This is a genomic window from Parabacteroides faecis (assembly GCF_014647375.1).
GTDB lineage: Bacteria > Bacteroidota > Bacteroidia > Bacteroidales > Tannerellaceae > Parabacteroides > Parabacteroides faecis.
This window is the reverse complement of the sequence record NZ_BMPB01000002.1, coordinates 400058-418745: the sequence shown is the minus strand read 5'-3', so window position 1 is coordinate 418745 and position 18688 is coordinate 400058. Positions and strand designations below refer to the sequence as shown.

Here is an 18688-nt window from a genome sequence, read left to right as displayed (position 1 = left end):
TAATAATGTATAGGAAAATCGTCTCCCTTTTGTGCTTAACTTTGCTTTTGAGTAGCTGTTCCGGCAATAAGCAAGAGCAAAAGGAAGACGATTTTGTCTATACCGACCTGCCCCAACTGAAAGCGGAGGGTGAGATCACGGCCGTGACACTTTACAGCTCCACTTCCTACTTCCAGTATAAAATGGAACCGATGGGGTATGAATACGATCTGATCAAAGACTTCGCCCGCTCCGAAGGGTTGAAGCTGAACATCAAAGTCGCTGAAAACGCAACCCGTTTGATCGAGATGCTGGAAGCCGGTGAAGCAGACGTTGTTGCCTACCCTATCCAGATGAGTAATAACCTGAAAGAGAACTATCTTTACTGCGGGCGCGAAGAGTTGACCAGCCAGGTGTTGGTTCAGCGTGCCAACAAAGGAGATACGATCCTTAAAGATGTGACTCAACTGATCGGGAAAGAAGTGTATGTAAAGCCGGATACCAAATATTACGAACGGCTTAAAAACCTGGATAAAGAACTGGGCGGCGGTATCCATATAAAAGACATCAAGAAAGATACGGTAACAACCGAAGACCTGATCGCCATGGTTTCGCAGGGCGAAATACCCTACACCATCAGCGACGATAATATCGCCCGTCTGAACAAGACTTATTTCTGGAACATCAACGTATCACTGAAAGTCAGCTTCATGCAGCGTTCTTCCTGGCTGGTTCGTAAGACAAGTCCGAAACTGGCAGAAGCGATCAACGCCTGGGCATCCGACAAATCGGGAAACCATGTCTACCGGGCATTGGTGAAACGTTATTTCGAGCTAGGCAAGCAACCGCTTACCGCCGACCTGCCTCCGGTAAAGAACGGACATATTTCTCCCTACGACGAGCTGTTCAGAAAGCATTCCAAAAACATCGGCTGGGATTGGCAGCTTATCGCATCTATCTCCTATCAGGAGTCTCATTTCAACCCATCGGTCGTTTCATGGGCTGGAGCGGAAGGATTGATGGGGATCATGCCTAATACAGCCAAGGCACTCGGCGTCACTCCGCACGAACTGAAAGACCCGGATGTCGGCATCCGTACCGGCGTGGATTGCTTGCGCAAATTCCGTCAGGGCTTTTCTGAAATAACCGATCCGCAGGAGAAGATCAAGTTTACTCTAGCCTCTTACAATGCCGGTATCGGACATATCTACGACGCCCAGCGTCTGGCGGAGAAATACGGGAAAGACCCGAAAGTCTGGGATAACAACGTAGCCGAATATGTTCGCCTGAAAAGCGATCCCGAATATTACAACGACCCTGTCTGCAAGCATGGATATTTGCGTGGTTCGGAAACGTATAATTATGTGCGTGAAGTGATGCAACGTTTCGAATACTACAAGACAAAGACCAAACGTAGTTGATCAGGACAGATTGGCGGCGATCATCTCCCGGATGGCAAGTATGACTTTCGGATGGCTTAACGGGATATCTTCAAAGATGCTATGCAAATCCTCCGAACTTATTTCAAAGAACAATTCCTCTTTCCTGTAAGAAAAACAGACATTAATCCCCGGATTCCCGCTTATCAGCATAGCAACCGTTCCGGGCAGATCCCCCATAGGCGGACAGTCGATATTAGAAGTAATGAAGCAAGCCGTTACCGCCGTTCCTTTTCCCGGCTCCGATGTGATGCTGACATGACCGCCGGTTTGTTCTGCATTCTGAATAAGGAAAGGGATTCCCAGTCCTACTTTCCGGGTTGTCCGGGTCGTATAGAACGGATTGGTTATCCGGGAGACCGTTTCTGCATCCATACCACAACCGTTATCCGTAATACGGATAGTCGTATGGTCTTCATGAATCGTTATTTCCAACGAAATACGGGTGGCGCCTGCACGAACACTGTTCGAGGCAATATCGGTGATATGGAATGTAAGCGTGTTCATCCTGATATTTATTTCCTGACATAGTGAATTTTAAACTTTTTTCTCCTCTATTTTATAAAAGGAAAGCTTGCCTTACGTTTTTGTATAGATAACCTTACTTATACGTATAGTATGCTTTACATTTATGTATAGTTTATCTTATTCTTTTAATTATGCGGAGGAAAAAACTAAATGTTCCTGAGTTTTAGCATAAGCCATCCTGATGTTTTCGAATAAAGGTGCAGAAGCCCGTATCAGGCATGGATTACTTCCGATCTGTGACGGGTAATGGGCATCGGAAGCCGGATAAGAGGTGTAGTTCGACAAATACTTTTGTTTGTCCACAAGCCTTGCAAACCGGGACGCATCCGTATATTCAATCGCATCCAAAGGCAATGCCGGGTCAATGAAACCAAGCTGGCTGATCAGGCTGAAAGACGGGCGTTCCACATGAGCAGCAATAAACAGACCGCCCAGTTCCTTTACAAATGCCGCTACCTGATTCACATTGCGGTCGAGCGCAGAGAGCAACAAATACGGGACCTCCCCTATTATTTCGTCCTGCCGGTTCACCCACACCTGGTCACCGAACCGTTCAGGATCGTTCGGGACAGGCGGCAAATACATCTCCAGATATTGCTGAAAAGCAACACGCGCCTCTTCCGTTCCCAAAAGAACCACGCAATGCGCCTCCTCACGGGAACAAACCTCGGCCCCGGCAAAAACCGTCAATCCGGCTTCGGCCCCCAGCTTTTGTATCTCAGGACATTGCAGGGTACTGTTATGATCCGTTACGGCAATAATATCCAGTCCCCGGGCAAGTGCTGTTTCGACAATGACCGTGGGGCTCATTTCCAGGCTTCCGCAAGGGGAAAGACAAGTATGAATATGCAGATCAGCCCGGTAAAGATTCATCCGTTCTGCAGGAGTTGATATATTTTACCACTGACGACGAAAGCGGAAAGCGGCGTCCCCAGTAAAGGAACCCCTTCTTCTATGCCTTTCTGCAACGTTTCTTCATCCGGTGAAGCACCGTTCACGATCAAAACAGCCGCCGCATCTTTCAAGGTTGAAACGGCAACGATATTCTGATGGGTTTGCATGGTGATCCATAGCATCCCTTCTTCCATATGCCCCATTACATCACTCAACAGATCGCTGGTATAACCGCCTTTAACGACGGCATCCAGATTCTCTTCACCGCAGAAAACGGTGAGTTCCAATTCTTTTACAAGATCACTGACCTTCATATTTGGCTCCTTTCTTATAACAGTCTTTATTTAAACGATCCTTCCCCCATATTTTTTCTACCAGGCGGAAAGCATGCTCCTGGTCCAGTTTGCCATGTTTCTCCATATTACGCTGCATAAAAATACAGTCACTGAACTGGGCTTCATGACGGACAATATCTTCCGCCAGGCTTTGACAGTTCGGATTTCCACATGCACCGCAATCGATTCCCGGAAGATAACACATCAATCTCCGTACCTGCTCCATCTTTTTCAGCACTTCTTCAATGCTACCGTCGTAAAGCAGTTTCGGATTAGCCGGAAGCGGACGGATCGTGATATGTTGTTTCAGGTAAGCTAATGCCCCCAGCCGTTCAGAAGCATAAATAAGCGGGGCCTTATCACGTTTCATCGAACGCTTCATGATCCGCTCGGCAGTCAGGAAACGGTTGGCTACAGCCAATACACCTCCGGCACAACTGCGGTCACAGGCACGCAGTTCGAGGAAATCCACATTCCGGACCTCCGTTGTCGTCTCCATCCGTTCCAGAAAGTCGATCACGTTGTGTATTTCGTCGATAGCCAGGCAACGGCCGGAGAAATGCTTTGCCTCCCCTCCCGTCTGGCTCCATCTCATTTCTTTCTTGGTCAGGGCGGGCGGAAGGACACATTCGGGCTTGTAGCCTTTCGGACGGTTTTGCAGGATATAATATACCTTATTATATAGGGTATCCATATTGATCACACCGTTAATGGTGGATGAATAGCCATCCGCACTTTTCAATGCGGCAATCTTGGCAGCACAAGGCGTCACGTAAAAGAGTCCGATCTGTCCGGGCTGATAACCTTCTTCCGTCAACACTTGATGATAATAGGTGGCAGTCGCATTGACCGGACTTTTCACCAAAAGAATATTATCGACCAACGCCGGGAAACGAATCTGTATCAACCGCACGATTGCCGGACAGAAAGAGCTGATAACCGGCTTCTCCTCTGCCTGTTCCATCTGCCGGAGCATCTCCCGGTGGATCATATCGGCAGTGAATTCGACCTGGTACACATGGGTGAATCCCAACTCATACAGGGCACTGAATATCTCCTCTTCCGTCGTATATTTGGAAAACTGGCCGATAAATACGGTCGGAACAAGCGCCACCCGGCATTCATAGTCGAATATCTTCTGGAAGTCATCCTGCTCCACATAGATGGCTTCCGCCGGACAGGCTTTCAGGCATTCCCCGCAATCGACACACCAGTCTTTGCGTATCACGGCTTTACCGTCACGGATACGGACTGCACGGGTCGGGCATTTGGTCATACAATGCGTGCAACCGATGCAACGTTCCTGGTTTATTTTAAGTGCATGATAAAACTTCGTCTCTTCCATGGTGTTTTACTCCTTCTTCCCGAACCAGGTGACCATGCGTACGGTTGTGCCTACGCCGACCTCGCTCTCTATATTAAGTTCGTCTACATTCTTTTTCATATTGGGCAATCCCATTCCCGCACCGAACCCCATTTCCCGCACAGCAGGCGAAGCAGTCGAGAACCCTTCCTGCATGGCCTGCGGAATATCGGGGATGCCGGGACCTTCATCCTTCAACAACAAAGAGATCTTATCGGCATCGAGTTCCGCCAGTACTTTTCCCCGCCAGGCATGGGCAACCACATTTACCTCGGCTTCATACAGGGCGACAACCACCCTCTTGATGATGCGGGGATCGATGGACAGCTGTTTCAGTATCTTCTTGACCTGGCTGGACGCATATCCGGCTTTCGAGAAATTTCCTCCTTCTAATTCAAACCTCAGTTGCATACTTTCTCCTTTCTTTAATAGACCGGTACGAGGCCGCTGCAATACAGTTCGCCCACCGTATGATACATGGAATGTTCCGTTTCGAGTAAGATCATGTTATTCTCGGATGCCAGTTGCAGCATCTCCGGAGTGATCCTTTTTCCACGGACGAAAAGGATACAGTCGACATCTGCCATTTCCGCCGTACGGATTGTTTGCAGGTTACAAAGTCCGGTGATAAGAATGACTTCATTACAGTCCAGTGTCAGCACGTCGCTCATCAGGTCGCTGGCAAAAGCACATTGTACATCATGGTCTAGCTTGTCGTTTCCGCACGCCACAACCGCATCGGTAAGTTCTTGTATTTGCTGAATCTTCATAATCGCATGCAAGGTTTAATTCGTGATGGCAATGTAAGAAATATTTTTTAATAGATGTCCGTTAGTCTATATTAATTACTATCTTTGGTAGCAATAAATAAAATTCTAATCTTATGTTTAGTAAAGAAACCTATATCGCCCGCCGGGCTAAACTAAAACAGACGATAGGCTCAGGTCTGTTACTTTTCCTTGGAAATGATGAGTCAGGAATGAACTATGCAGACAACACGTATCACTTCCGCCAGGATTCTACTTTCTTGTATTTCTTCGGACTGCCGTATGCCGGACTGTCCGCCATCATTGATATAGACAACGACAAAGAGATCATCTTCGGTGACGAACTGACCATCGACGCAATCGTATGGATGGGTACGCAACCGACTTTGAAAGAAAAGAGCGAAGCTGCCGGTATCACGGAAGTACGCCCATTCAAGGAAATTGAAACCTATCTGAAAGCGGCTGGGCAGAAAAGCCAGCGTATCCATTACCTGCCGACATATCGTGCAGAACATCAGATCAAGTTATTCCAGTGGTTAGGCATCGTACCGGGAACCGAACAACCTTCCGTTCCTTTCATCTTCGGTGTCGTTAACCAGCGTAACTATAAGACGGCGGAAGAAATTGTCGAGATCGAAAAGGCTTGTGTGGTCACTGCCGATATGCACCTGACTGCCATGCGTACGGTCCGTCCGGGAATCCGCGAAAGCGAAGTGGCTGCTGCCGTGGCAGAAGTGGCTTATGCCAACGACTATCAGCTCTCCTTCCCTATTATCGCGACAATCAACGGACAGACATTGCATAATCATGATCACAGCAATATGATCAAGAGCGGCGATATGTTGTTGCTCGATGCCGGTGCCGAAACGGAGATGGGCTATGCAGGCGATATGTCGTCTACTATTCCGGCCGATTCCAAATTCACCACCCGCCAGAAAGATATTTACGATATCCAGGTAGCTGCCCATGAAGCTGCTGTTGCCGCCCTTCGTCCGGGTATTCCTTTCGTCGATGTGTATGAGCTGTCTTGTAAGGTCATTATGGAAGGTTTGAAAGATCTTGGTTTCGTAAAAGGCGATCCGATGGATGCTGTAAAGGCTGGTGCACATGCCATGTTCATGCCTTGTGGCCTGGGACATATGATGGGACTGGATGTACATGATATGGAAAACCTGGGTGAGGTATATGTGGGTTATGACGGACAGCCGAAGAGCACTGAGTTCGGCCGTAAGTCTCTCCGCCTGGGACGTAAACTGGAACCGGGATTTGTTCTTACGATCGAACCGGGGATTTACTTCATTCCTGAACTGATGGATTTATGGAGAGGCCAGAATAAGTTCACTGAATTTATCAATTATGAAAAGCTGGTAACTTATAAAGACTTCAGCGGTATCCGTAACGAAGAGGATTATCTGATCACGGAAGACGGAGCACGTTTGTTAGGAAAGAAGATTCCTTTGCATACGGAAGAAGTAGAAGCACTGCGATAATTATACGGCTATAACAAGATAAATAAAATCCCCGTAAAGCAGTCATCAAACTCTTTACGGGGATTCTTGCATCTATATACTTATCAGATTAATAAGCAAACATATCTGCGTTAGGTAATTCTTTTCCGTCGGCTGTCAGCACCTTCATCTGAAGCATTCCGCCGTTATGATCGAAATATTTTACTTCTATCGGATGAAGACCTTTTGCCAACGCCTTTTGTCCGACAACTTCGCGAGGTGAATGAGGACCGTCATTATCGACAACCAGCTCTCCATCGACTTTCAGCGTACTGCCGTCATCAGACAACAGGTTGAAGGTATAAATACCATCTTCCGGAGCATTGAAATACCCCGTTACGACCAAGCCGATATTTCCTTTCACTTCTGCCGGAATAGTCACTTCGGATATCTCATAAGTACCGTTTACCGGAGCCTTTTCTATCTCGTCGCATGCACTGCCTCTGAACTCATGCCATACAGCCTGCAAACCTTTCTTTGAAGGAGTTGCTTCTGCTGCCGGTGCATATTCGCTCTTGATAAACCGTGTCTTTACGATGTCGCCTTTCTTTCCGTTCGGGCGGAATGTACGGAAAGTAAAGTCTGTCGTCTCCGTTACTTTGACCGGTTCTTTATATTGAGGAGATTCCAGAGTCGGAGTACTTCCGTCGGTTGTATAATGGATCTCCGCACTCGGATCGAGACAGGTTACCGTCAATGTGCCTTCACCGACAAACGCATTGGTATTATTGAATCCTTCCAGATCCGGAATACGATAATTCACATCCATAATGTTCAGACGCGGGAATTGCTTAACCATCCGTTCTTTAAAACCATCCCAGCTTTTTACGGAAGGATCGCTCCAGGCTAGTTCCGCCATAGCCATCATACGGGGCATGATCATATACTGTGCCCGTTCGAAAGAAGGGATATATTCGCACCAGAGATTTGCCTGAATACCCAGGATCAAGGCCTTCTGCGCATCACTCAACGATTCGGGCATCGGATTGTAGTTGTAAACACCCGGCAAAGAGTTTTTATCCTGCTGATAATCGAAATAGAAGTTTGCATTCGGGGAAAGAATAGCATGGTTTCCCTGTGCGGTTGCTTCCGGAACAGCGTTCGGAGACCAGGTACGCCACCACATGATCGTCGCCGTCGGAGACAATCCGCCTTCCAGGATCTCATCCCAGCCGATCATTTCTTTTCCGTTATCGTTGAAGAATTTCTCCATATTATGAACGAACCAGGATTGCAATTCTTCTTCCGTCTTCAGTCCGTTATCTTTCATCCGCTTCTGGCAATCCGGGCATTTCTTCCAGTTGGCTTTCTCTACTTCATCCGCTCCCAAATGAATATATTTATAAGGGAAAAGCGGGATTATTTCGCTATACACATTCTTACAAAATTCAAGGGCAGAGTCTTTTCCGGGACATACCGGCGAAGAAAACATGGTTCCCCATCCTGTCTGGTTGAAACAGGAAACGCCTGAATAATTGCTTACGGCAGCCAGCATATGGCCCGGCATATCCACTTCCGGGATTACGTCGATACCTCTCACACCGGCATATTCTACGATTTCCTTAATATCTTCCTGAGTATAGAAACCGCCGTACAGAGTATCACCTTGTACAATCTGCAATTTCTCAGCAGGTAATTCATAATCCGGATTATCCTGTGATTTTGCCAATCTCATACATTCCCGGTCATGATTGTTGAAGGTACGCCAGGCTCCTTTTTCAGTCAACAGCGGATATTTCTTTATTTCAATACGCCATCCCTGGTCATCGGTCAGATGCCAATGGAATTTATTCAATTTGTAGAGAGCCATCATATCCAGCAGCTCTTTCACTTCTTCTTTAGTAGAGAAATGACGAGAAACATCCAGCATCAACCCTCTCCATCCGAAACGGGGTGCATCCGTGATCTGGACAGCCGGAACACTCCAGGTAATATCGTTCACCACTTCCGGCGATTCGATCTCTGCCGGCAAAAGCTGGCGAAGCGATTCGATACCGGAAATAACTCCACCATAAGTATTTCCCTTAATCTGTACTTTTCCGGAAGAAACATCCAGCGTATAAGCTCCTTCATTCTGGCCGGCAATATCACTTACCGCCAAAGATATATCACCGTCTCCCTCACGTACATTATATATATAGCCGGTTGCACGCGATAAAAGGCCGGAAAGATAATTTGCTGCCGGTAATAACTGCTTATCGGCAACACCGATCGTCATACCATTCTTCAGGATGAACTGTCCATTCACATTCTTGATCTCTTTCGGAACGGGGATCAGGGAAACATCATGTGCCGCAGGCGTCGTGGGCGAACATGCACTCAGCATTAAAGCTCCGGTCAGGGAGCAAGCTGCAAGAAATTGTTTGTACATTTTTATGTGTTTATTTGTTTGGTAATAAATTAGAAAGCAAAAATACAATAAAAATCCGTTTCGCCCTTATTTTGAAAGGAGATTACATGTTTGATTCGAATAACATTTTACACTGTTTCGCGGATATGTTACGAATAATTCGTAATAATGTCGTATCTTTGTTCATAACAGCTTCTAATGTTATCCTATAAATTTCGTTGCCATGAAAAAGTTAATCTATCTCTTTTTTGCCGGTCTTCTGCTCTCCTGTTCCGGCGCCCCCAAACAATCAGAGGCAGAAGAGAAACCTGTCGACAACATCATCCGCCTGGCCGATGCAATCGACCATATACGGAAAGTCAATCTGTCGGAACTGGTAGACAGCATTACTTATCTCCCATTGGAAACCCGTAAAGAATGTTTGCTCAGGAATACCAGCTGGTTTAACTACTCTCCTCCTTATATCATATGCAACCGGACAGTTTTCGACCTGAACGGCCGGTTTATCCGGACCATCGGCCGGATCGGACAAGGACCGGGCGAAGACCCTACGCAATATATGGGTTCTATCTTTACAAAAGGACATTTTTATAGCTATGGACACAAGTTGATAGAATATGATGAAAATGGGAAATTTACCGGGAAAGAAATACAACTGTTGTCAAAGGGCAAATCAGAGTTTGACATACCTGAACAGCTGGGCAGAATAGGATGGGTTGATGATTGGGCACCGGCCGGAAATAATATCTCGGTATTTAACCAACCGGATACAGTCTATACAATAGACCGCGACTTTAATACATTGAAAGCCGAGCGGGCTATCTCTCCTTCCATTCCTAAAGTACAACTGAACAATGTAGGTTATACAGGTATAAAACGTGCTTACACCTGCAACTCAGACAGTACCCTTTTTTATAATTACTACAACGACACGATATACCGGGTGACGGAAAACGGCCTGGCTTCCCGGTGGATCATAGACCTGGGTGACTATAAAATACCCGACGAAATATCACTGATACGGCAAAACGAGCTTTTCACCGATGCATTAATGTGTATCCATAAATCCAGGAACAGCGTAGACAGGAGTGCCGCCGTCAAGAATTGTCTTGACAATTGCGAATTAACGCGTCTGACAAAAGGGAAGAAAATGGTCAATGCTGTTTACGATACGGATAATTATATATTTATTATCTGGAATGAATTCGTAGTAAGTCCGGCTTTACGGGGACTGGAAGATCAGGTCTATCCACAAATCGCCTATTATAATAAACGGACAGGTGAAACCATAGCCATAGAAGGAAAAGGGTTTATCGACGATATTCATCACAAAGAGACTTTCTTCCCCCGTTTCGGTATCTACGACAATAAACTGTTTGCTTATTTCTGGCCCTACGAGCTACATGAATATATAGATGAAAAGCAGGCCACCGGCAATAAGGTGGATCAAGCGTTGCTCGATTTATCAGGAAAGGTGGATGACGAAGATAACCCGATCTTTATGATCGCCCATCTGAAATAACAAAAAAGAGCTGTTCCTCGTTGGGCGAAACAGCTCTTTTTTAATAAATAATCGACAGATTAAATTCTATTCAAAATTTCAGTCAGTTTGTCCGGAGTAACATTTTCGGCTATGATAACCCCTTTGTCGTCGATCAGAAAGTTCTTCAAACCTTTCTTCAGGTTAAACTTTCCATACAACTCTGACTTTTTACCAAGTTCTTCATGAAATTGCTTTGTATTGCTCAGTCTGTCCGCTTTTACCGTCTCGGTAAAGATCGATTCTTTCTCATCGAAAGATACAGAATACATAGCAACTCTGTCCGAACTTAACTTGTTAATCTCATTCCATAATTGAACGTTACGGGCCCGCGATTCAGCATCGTAAGCTGCCCAGAAATTCAGCAATGTGTAACGTCCTGAATGATTTTGGAAACTGAAATTGCTTTCGTTTCCCAAAGACTCTATTCTCGGAGCCAGATCACCGGGATTGGTACCCACGGTAGGTCTTGCTTCTTTTGTACCGGACGACATTATTGTAAATGCTACCGCTACAATGAGAACATAAGCTCTTACCTTCATAATTTAATATTTACGTTAAACTTAATCGGAACATACCCTTCAACACTCTACTCGCCGGTCTGCGGTCGGCTTTCCTCTGCATATCTTTATGTCCGACTCCTGATTTTCAGGAAATAAACAAGTGCTTTTCCTTCGCTAAGGAGCCACTTTCTTGTTTTTAACGCTGGCAAAGATACAGGCAAATTACCTATCCTTCCAAACGATATAACATAAATCGACTGAAATGCAAGATTTTTTATATGTTTTATCGCATAAAAATCCACTAAAACGGTTGTTTTATAACATAAATTTAGTTTTCGCTATATACTAAAATCAGGTTAATAAACTCAATAATCATGTATATTAGATAGATATGGAGATAAAAAAAGCCCGATACGGAGTGCATCGGGCTTTTCCCTGTTATTCTTTATCGTAAGGGGAAGGCATCGGCATCCCTTCCTTGATATATTCATCATAAACGACCGTCGGATGGTCCTGCAACGATGTTCTGTTATATTCTTCCTTGAAATTATCACGACGGAAATTTTTCAATTTGAGGTTTTCAGAACTATAAGTCCGCAACGTTTCCTTTCTGTTACCGGTCAATGAACTCTCTATAACGACAGAATCCAATATGTTCAACTTGGGAGTCAACGTAGGAAGCAGTGTCTGCTCCAGTAATCCCCGATAAGCTCCGATATATTCACACCAACAAGAATCACCCCGTTTGAAAATACGGTAGGTATAATTAGACCATGCCGTACGGATATGAATCTCATGTTCCCAGATCTCTACACAGGCTTCCGAATCATAATTAGGATCTTTGATCGTAACTCTTTCAAGGCTGTGCGTTTTTTCCACTACTTTTGTTTGCCATTTGTCTGAATGCCGTACTTCGGCAATAATCTCAGGCAGCTTTTCCTTAACTTCAAACTGAATCTTCATCTCATTTGCCTGCCAGTCAGGACTTATTAAGGTTGCCAGGTTCTAAATTAAATATAACGTCTCTGTAAAAATAACAATTTCATTTGAATTTTTGTTTATCCGGATGCCTGAATTTGTATATAACTTGTTTACCTTTGCCTTATAAAACAAAAAACATGGGACAAAAAGACGAAATTATACTATTAAATATAAATGGAGCCGATCGTCCGGGTGTCACTGCCGCCCTTACTGAGATCTTAGCTAAAAATAATGCGGCTATTCTCGATATCGGTCAGGCTGACATTCATAATAACTTGTCATTGGGTATTCTTTTCCAGAGTTGCGAAGGTAATTCGGGAGATATCCTGAAAGAGCTACTTTTCAAAAGCTATGAGCTGGACGTAAATATCCGTTTCAACCCGATCACGGAACAGGAATACAGGAAGTGGGTCGATATGCAAGGAAAGAACCGGTATATCATCACCATTCTGGGACGAAAGCTGACTGCCAGACAAATTGCAGGAGTGACCCGTATTGTTGCTGACCAGGGAATGAATATCGACGACATCAAGCGCCTGACCGGACGTATCCCTCTGGATGAAGATGCCCGTACTCCGAAAGCCAGTGTCGAGTTCTCTGTGCGTGGTACTCCTTGCGACAAAGAACTGATGAAAGCGGAATTTATGAAGCTTTCTTCCGAACAGGTAATGGATATTTCTTTTCAGGAGGACAGTATGTATCGCCGTATGCGTCGTCTTATCTGCTTCGATATGGACTCGACGCTTATCGAAACGGAAGTGATCGACGAATTGGCCGTTCGTGCCGGTGTCGGCGACCAGGTAAAAGCGATTACCGAATCGGCTATGCGCGGAGAAATCGATTTCAGCGAAAGCTTCGCCCAGCGTTGTGCATTACTGAAAGGACTGGACGTCTCTGTCATGCAGGAGATCGCTGAAAACCTTCCTATAACGGAAGGGGTCGACCGTCTGATGCGTATCCTTAAAAAAGTCGGATTCAAAATCGCTATCCTTTCGGGCGGATTCACCTATTTCGGCAATTACCTGAAACAAAAATATAACATAGACTATGTATATGCCAACGAGCTTGAAGTCGAGGACGGCAAATTGACAGGCCGATACGTCGGGGATATTGTCGATGGTAAACGGAAAGCCGAATTACTTCGGTTGATCGCACAGGTGGAAAACGTAGATATACGCCAGACCGTTGCTGTCGGAGACGGCGCGAACGACCTGCCTATGATCAGCATAGCCGGGTTGGGAATTGCTTTCCATGCCAAACCGAAAGTAAAAGAAACCGCCAAACAGTCAATCTCCACGATCGGACTGGATGGCATATTATATTTCCTGGGATACAAAGATTCCTATTTGGACGAACAAATGTAATTAATTAAAAGCGTTTATGGTAAGACACATTGTAATGTTTAAACTGACGGAGTTTGCAACTCCTGCCGATAAACAGGCAAAAATGCAGGAAATCAAAACGGGGCTGGAAGCTTTGATCGATAAGATCGATATATTGCGTATGATCCGTGTCGATTTCAATATCAACCCGGAAGAAACATGGGATATTATCCTGACAACAGAGCTCGATTCGCTCGAAGATGTAAAAACATATGCCAATCATCCTGAACATGTAGCTGTATCGAAAGGAATTATCGGCCCGGTAAAAGCCGACAGGGCATGTGTTGACTACGAATTCTAATACTTAATACTTCCTTTATGAAGGAATTTGATATTGAAGAACGTGTAAAACTCGCCGTTCAAAATTTTGAATCGGGGTTTAACTGTGCACAATCCGTATTCCTGGCCTATTCGGATGTTTTAGAACTGAATCTGGATATGGCGAAGAAAATGTCTGTCTCTTTCGGTGGCGGCGTAGGCCGGATGCGGGAAGTCTGCGGGACGGTCAGTGCTATGGCTATGCTTGCAGGATTCAAATATCCGGTACTGGATCAAAATGATCAGGAAGCCCGGACAAAGAATTATGGAATGGTGCAAAAAATGGCTGAATTGTTTAAGGAACAGCATGGTACGATTATCTGCCGGAGTCTTTTGCCTGCCGCAGAAGCCAGCCAGACAACTCCTGCCCCTTCTGCTAGAACAGCGGAATATTATGCCAAGCGCCCTTGCAGCAAATATGTGGAAACGGCTGCCCGGATAGCAGGCCGGATGCTGAAAAACGAATTGGATTGATGGCTCAGGCCATCAATCTTATTTGAGAGACATACCCCAACGTCCTGATCTCGCTGAATAAATTCATATAAGAAGACTGCGCCTTGACATTCACTTTATAAGTGATAATCGCTTTATTCTGCTCATAGATCGATTCGAACGAAACACTGACAATATAAATATTCTTTGATTCCAATATCTTACGAACTGCTTTCAGGTCAGGTGTTGCTGTTGTACAAATAATTGTCAGGATCTTATTCACTCCGTTCAGGAACATTCTTTTTTCAAGCTTTTCAAGGCTGACCAGGATAACCAATGTAAGGCCTGTCCCTATCAATGCCGGTACATACATCCCCGCTCCCACGGCCAGACCGATCACGGCCACTACCCAGATACAGGCAGCCGTTGTCAATCCGTGAATGCTTCCGTGACTTTGCATGATCGCCCCGGCACCAAGAAAGCCGATGCCGGTAAGTACCTGTGCAGCAATACGTCCCGGATCTCCATTCAGAAAGTCAGGATAGCATTGCGGTATCCAGATGGAAATGAGCATAGCGGCAGCCGATCCCATACAGATCAGTGTAAATGTACGCATTCCGGCTTCACGGCGGCGGAATTGACGTTCTATACCGATAATAGCACCCAGAAAGAAACTGACAAGTAGTTTGACAGCTGCGGTTGAGGGTGTTATAGTTGTATTTTCCAATATATCATTAAGATGTTCAAACATATATTCTCCTGTTTTAGTTATTGGCAAATATAACCAATTATTTGAATATCTCTATATGCCGGAGGCAGCTTCCATACAAAGAAAAAAGGTTCTATATCTCAATTTTTTAAGGTAAATTTGCCGGTTCAAACGCAAAATATGAAACAGACATTGAAAGAAAACGGAGGTCTGCCAGCTTCGATACTCTGGACATTATCTATCGTAGCCGGTATATCGGTAGCCAATCTTTATTATAATCAACCGCTTTTAAATATGATACGGCGCGATCTCGACGTATCCGAATTTACAACCAACCTGATCGCAATGGTTACCCAGATCGGTTATGCGTTGGGACTGTTGTTTGTGGTACCGCTAGCCGACATGTTCAAACGTAAAAAAATCATTATAACCAACTTTACCCTTTTGGTGCTATCGCTGTTAAGCATTGCCATGGCCCCCAATATTCATATTATCCTGATCGCTTCACTGGTCACAGGTGTTTGCTCGGTAATTCCGCAGATATTCATTCCTATCGCCGCCCTCTATTCCAAACCGGAAAATAAAGGACGTAATGTCGGACTGGTCGTTTCGGGATTGTTATCCGGGATATTGGTATCGCGGGTGATCAGCGGATTAGTCGGAGAACTGTTCGGATGGCGTGAAATGTATTACATTGCAGCCGGATTGATGATCGTCTGCTGTATTGTCGTGATCACCGTACTACCGGATATACGTCCGACTTTTAAAGGGAAATATGCTGAATTGATGAAATCCTTGCTTTCCCTCGTAAAAGAATTTCCGGCGTTGCGTATTTATGCTGTCCGGTCCGGACTGGCATTCGGATCTTTTCTGGCGATGTGGTCATGCCTGGCATTTAAGATGGGACAAGCCCCTTTCTTTGCCAATAGCGATGTCGTCGGTATGTTAGGACTTTGCGGGGTTGCCGGAGCCATGTCGGCATCACTTGTCGGGAAATATGTAAAGAAAGTAGGCGTCAGATGTTTTAATTTCTGGGGATGCGGATTGATATTGTTATCCTGGTTATTACTTTATTTCGGAGGTAGTTTTTATACTTCCATCATTGCGGGTATAATTATTATCGATATCGGCATGCAATGCATCCAGCTCAGTAACCAATCGAGCATTTTCGAGTTATGTCCGGCTGCATCGAACCGGGTAAATACCATATTCATGACCACTTATTTTGTTGGCGGCTCACTGGGAACCTTTCTTTCCGGGACAGCCTGGCAATTGTTCGGTTGGGCCGGGACAGCCGGTGTTGGGGTCTTACTCTGCTGTGCTTCCCTGTCGGTCACTTTACTATCAAAAAGGAAAATATAAATAATATAGTTTATAGTGAAAACAAAAAAACGGAGAGACTTAACTTATCAGCCTCTCCGTTTTTGCTAAAGAATGAATATGTTTCACTTATATTTTTGAGATCTCAATAACCCGGCTAGCCAATTGTCTGCCGGAAAATACCGGTATACCTACTTTCATCAGGTATTCACCGGAATAAGTCTTTCCATTACATCTCAACACCGATTTAGTGTTCGGTAGTAAATTAATCTCCTTTATCTCGTACTGAGCGTCCGGATTCAACCCCTGTAAACGCACTGACTGTAAATTTTCAGCATATCGCGGATGGATATCGAAAGCAAAAAGAACAGCTTTATCTACAGCCTCATTTACATACATTACAGCCGAATGATTTCCATCATAAGGGGATACGAGACGGTACAGATCACCTTCCATAATTTCCTTATTCAAACGGTTGAAGTTTTTCACAGCTCCTTTGCAATATTCCTGTTCTGCCGGGGTCATATCATGAATACGGATATCGAAACCCAACTTACCCATCATCGCAACATCCGTACGAAACTTCACACCAGCCCCTTTGTTCCAGCTTGTTACATGCGCTGCCATTGTCTTTGACGGGAAGAAATGAGAATATCCCCACTGGATAAAGATACGTTCGATAGGGTCTGTGTTATCACTCGGCCAGAACTCGGTAAAATATTTCAATCCTTCATAATCCGTACGTCCGCCACCTCCGGAGCAGAGCATCATCGGCAGATCCGGATATTTTGCTTTTACACGTTCCAATACATTATATAAACCTCTCACATGTTCTATGTACAAATGAGATTGTTGATCTTTTAAATAAGGGGAATAAATGTTGGTGATCGGACTATTACAATCCCATTTAAAATAAGCGATACCCGGATATTTTGTCATCAGATTATCCACAATACCAAATACATAATCCTGAACTTTCGGATTACTGAGGTCCAATACCAATTGATTTCTGAAATAATATTCTTCTCTGTTCGGCAAATGAATTACCCAGTCTTTATGCTTTTCATACAGTTCGCTCTTCGGATTTACCATCTCCGGTTCAATCCACAGACCGAATTTTATCCCTTTACCGGTTGCTTCTTTCACCAATTTCCCAATGCCATTCGGCAGTTTTTCTGCTGTTTCATCCCAATCACCCAAACCCTGGCGGTCGCTGTTACGCGGATATTTGTTGGCAAACCATCCATCGTCCAACAGGAACATATCGACTCCCAGCGATTTCGCTTCATCCATAATATCGACCAACTTGTCTTCATTGAAATCAAAATAAGTAGCCTCCCAGTTGTTCAACAATGTCAGACGTGATTTCTCACCGTCTTTCACCTGGTATTTACGAGCCCATCTGTGAAAATCGCGGCTTGCTTTCCCTTTTCCTTCCGCGCTGAAAGTAAATATAAATTCAGGAGTACGGAATATTTCTTTCGGTTTTAATGAATATTCTGATGCATAGTTATTTATGCCTGAAAGAATACGTAAATTATTCAAGTTATCGACTTCAAAGGTAAACCGGAAATTCCCTGTCCAACCAATTGTCCCGAAAAGTACTTCACCCTCATTTTCTTTTGCCTGTTCGTCCAAAGCCAGTAAAAAGAAAGGCGAGTTGAACATATTTGCACGACTTCCCAGCTTCGTATCCAAAACTTTTTTACCGAATGAAAGCTGTTGTTCCGTCATATTGACTTCGTGTGCCCAGTCACCGGCAAATTCCGTGAGAAAATACTTGCCGCTGTTCAGATGCAACATAGAAGAAGCATAATTATAGAGCGTAACCGGCTTTTTTTCCTGATGGGATATTTCTGTATATGTCTTGATGATGTTTTCTTTGGCATAAGCTATAAAATAGAGGTCTACCATTACGGGATAAACTTCATCTTGCAGCTTAATGACAGTTTCTGTAGCTCCCGGCTGCAACTCCCGGGTTTCGGAAGAGATATATTTCAGTAGCAGGGAAGGATTGCCGTCATTATGCAATACGCGGATAGCTGGTTCGAAATAATCTTCCATGCCATGCGCAATATAAGCTTCATCACCCATCGGCAATTGGTCGATATCACTGCTGAAACGAAGTTTTTGCCCTAAATATGATTGGTATAAACGACCGTTATCACCGACTTTATAGATCAGGCTAATATTTTCCGTTGTAATAGGAATAACTGTTTTGTCACTGGCTTTCAACGATATAGATAAAATCGTCAATAAGATTAAAAGAAATAATTTGTTCCTCATACTATTATTTTACTTGGTTTACAATAAATACATTACATACTTAGAAATCGAAAA

At 44.6% G+C, this 18688-nt stretch carries 18 protein-coding genes; 7 read left to right on the top strand and 11 right to left on the bottom strand.

Annotated elements, in window-relative coordinates; genetic code table 11:
• Nucleotides 1-5: 5 nt before the first annotated feature.
• Nucleotides 6-1400 (top strand): MltF family protein, encoded by a 1395-nt coding sequence (locus tag IEY67_RS04270; protein ID WP_122359992.1) that lies wholly within the window; start codon nt 6-8, stop codon nt 1398-1400.
• Here the strand turns inward: IEY67_RS04270 and IEY67_RS04265 are convergent, their stop codons facing one another.
• The 6 genes from IEY67_RS04265 to IEY67_RS04240 form a co-directional block, all read right to left on the bottom strand.
• Nucleotides 1401-1925 (bottom strand): sensor histidine kinase, encoded by a 525-nt coding sequence (locus IEY67_RS04265; RefSeq protein ID WP_183669953.1) that lies wholly within the window; start codon nt 1923-1925, stop codon nt 1401-1403.
• A gap of 150 nt (nt 1926-2075) precedes the next feature.
• Nucleotides 2076-2819 carry a PHP domain-containing protein gene (locus IEY67_RS04260; protein WP_183669951.1) on the bottom strand — a complete coding sequence of 248 codons (744 nt, stop codon included), beginning with the start codon at nt 2817-2819 and terminating at the stop codon, nt 2076-2078.
• Nucleotides 2816-3154 (bottom strand): DRTGG domain-containing protein, encoded by a 339-nt coding sequence (locus tag IEY67_RS04255; RefSeq protein WP_122352793.1) that lies wholly within the window; start codon nt 3152-3154, stop codon nt 2816-2818. Before IEY67_RS04255 ends, IEY67_RS04260 begins: the two co-directional genes overlap by 4 nt.
• Entirely contained in the window at nt 3141-4520 is a 1380-nt protein-coding gene (locus IEY67_RS04250; RefSeq protein ID WP_183669949.1) for a [Fe-Fe] hydrogenase large subunit C-terminal domain-containing protein, read from the bottom strand. Before IEY67_RS04250 ends, IEY67_RS04255 begins: the two co-directional genes overlap by 14 nt.
• A gap of 6 nt (nt 4521-4526) precedes the next feature.
• Complete coding sequence (locus tag IEY67_RS04245) at nt 4527-4949, bottom strand: ATP-binding protein (RefSeq protein ID WP_122352791.1); 423 nt, start codon at nt 4947-4949, stop codon at nt 4527-4529.
• 14 nt (nt 4950-4963) lie between these two features.
• Nucleotides 4964-5308: a hypothetical protein gene (locus IEY67_RS04240; protein ID WP_122352869.1), complete on the bottom strand. Its 345-nt coding sequence runs from the start codon at nt 5306-5308 to the stop codon at nt 4964-4966.
• A 113-nt stretch (nt 5309-5421) separates the two neighbouring features.
• Here IEY67_RS04240 and IEY67_RS04235 point away from each other — a divergent pair, with 113 nt between their 5' ends.
• Complete coding sequence (locus IEY67_RS04235) at nt 5422-6795, top strand: aminopeptidase P family protein (RefSeq protein ID WP_183669947.1); 1374 nt, start codon at nt 5422-5424, stop codon at nt 6793-6795.
• 88 nt (nt 6796-6883) lie between these two features.
• Here the strand turns inward: IEY67_RS04235 and IEY67_RS04230 are convergent, their stop codons facing one another.
• Nucleotides 6884-9184 carry a family 20 glycosylhydrolase gene (locus IEY67_RS04230; protein WP_183669945.1) on the bottom strand — a complete coding sequence of 767 codons (2301 nt, stop codon included), beginning with the start codon at nt 9182-9184 and terminating at the stop codon, nt 6884-6886.
• A 202-nt stretch (nt 9185-9386) separates the two neighbouring features.
• Here IEY67_RS04230 and IEY67_RS04225 point away from each other — a divergent pair, with 202 nt between their 5' ends.
• Nucleotides 9387-10685 carry a DUF4934 domain-containing protein gene (locus IEY67_RS04225; RefSeq protein WP_183669943.1) on the top strand — a complete coding sequence of 433 codons (1299 nt, stop codon included), beginning with the start codon at nt 9387-9389 and terminating at the stop codon, nt 10683-10685.
• 59 nt (nt 10686-10744) lie between these two features.
• Here the strand turns inward: IEY67_RS04225 and IEY67_RS04220 are convergent, their stop codons facing one another.
• Nucleotides 10745-11245 (bottom strand): thioredoxin domain-containing protein, encoded by a 501-nt coding sequence (locus IEY67_RS04220; protein WP_122352787.1) that lies wholly within the window; start codon nt 11243-11245, stop codon nt 10745-10747.
• Nucleotides 11246-11644: 399 nt separating this feature from the next.
• Nucleotides 11645-12169: a hypothetical protein gene (locus IEY67_RS04215; RefSeq protein ID WP_122352786.1), complete on the bottom strand. Its 525-nt coding sequence runs from the start codon at nt 12167-12169 to the stop codon at nt 11645-11647.
• A gap of 155 nt (nt 12170-12324) precedes the next feature.
• Between IEY67_RS04215 and serB the strand changes: the two genes are divergently transcribed.
• Genes serB through IEY67_RS04200 form a run of 3 tightly spaced genes read left to right on the top strand, consistent with a single transcriptional unit; the run spans nt 12325 to nt 14361 of the window.
• Complete coding sequence (gene serB, locus IEY67_RS04210) at nt 12325-13551, top strand: phosphoserine phosphatase SerB (RefSeq protein ID WP_122352785.1); 1227 nt, start codon at nt 12325-12327, stop codon at nt 13549-13551.
• 16 nt (nt 13552-13567) lie between these two features.
• Entirely contained in the window at nt 13568-13870 is a 303-nt protein-coding gene (locus tag IEY67_RS04205) for a Dabb family protein (RefSeq protein ID WP_122352784.1), read from the top strand.
• Between the two features lie 17 nt (nt 13871-13887).
• Nucleotides 13888-14361, top strand: coding sequence for a C-GCAxxG-C-C family protein (locus IEY67_RS04200; protein WP_183669941.1), 474 nt, complete (start codon nt 13888-13890; stop codon nt 14359-14361).
• Between the two features lie 4 nt (nt 14362-14365).
• Here IEY67_RS04200 and IEY67_RS04195 read toward each other — a convergent pair whose 3' ends face one another.
• Nucleotides 14366-15070, bottom strand: coding sequence for an MgtC/SapB family protein (locus tag IEY67_RS04195; RefSeq protein ID WP_122352782.1), 705 nt, complete (start codon nt 15068-15070; stop codon nt 14366-14368).
• A gap of 138 nt (nt 15071-15208) precedes the next feature.
• Here IEY67_RS04195 and IEY67_RS04190 point away from each other — a divergent pair, with 138 nt between their 5' ends.
• Nucleotides 15209-16390, top strand: coding sequence for an MFS transporter (locus IEY67_RS04190; protein WP_183669939.1), 1182 nt, complete (start codon nt 15209-15211; stop codon nt 16388-16390).
• Between the two features lie 87 nt (nt 16391-16477).
• Here IEY67_RS04190 and IEY67_RS04185 read toward each other — a convergent pair whose 3' ends face one another.
• Complete coding sequence (locus IEY67_RS04185; RefSeq protein ID WP_183669937.1) at nt 16478-18634, bottom strand: alpha-galactosidase; 2157 nt, start codon at nt 18632-18634, stop codon at nt 16478-16480.
• Nucleotides 18635-18688: the final 54 nt, after the last annotated feature.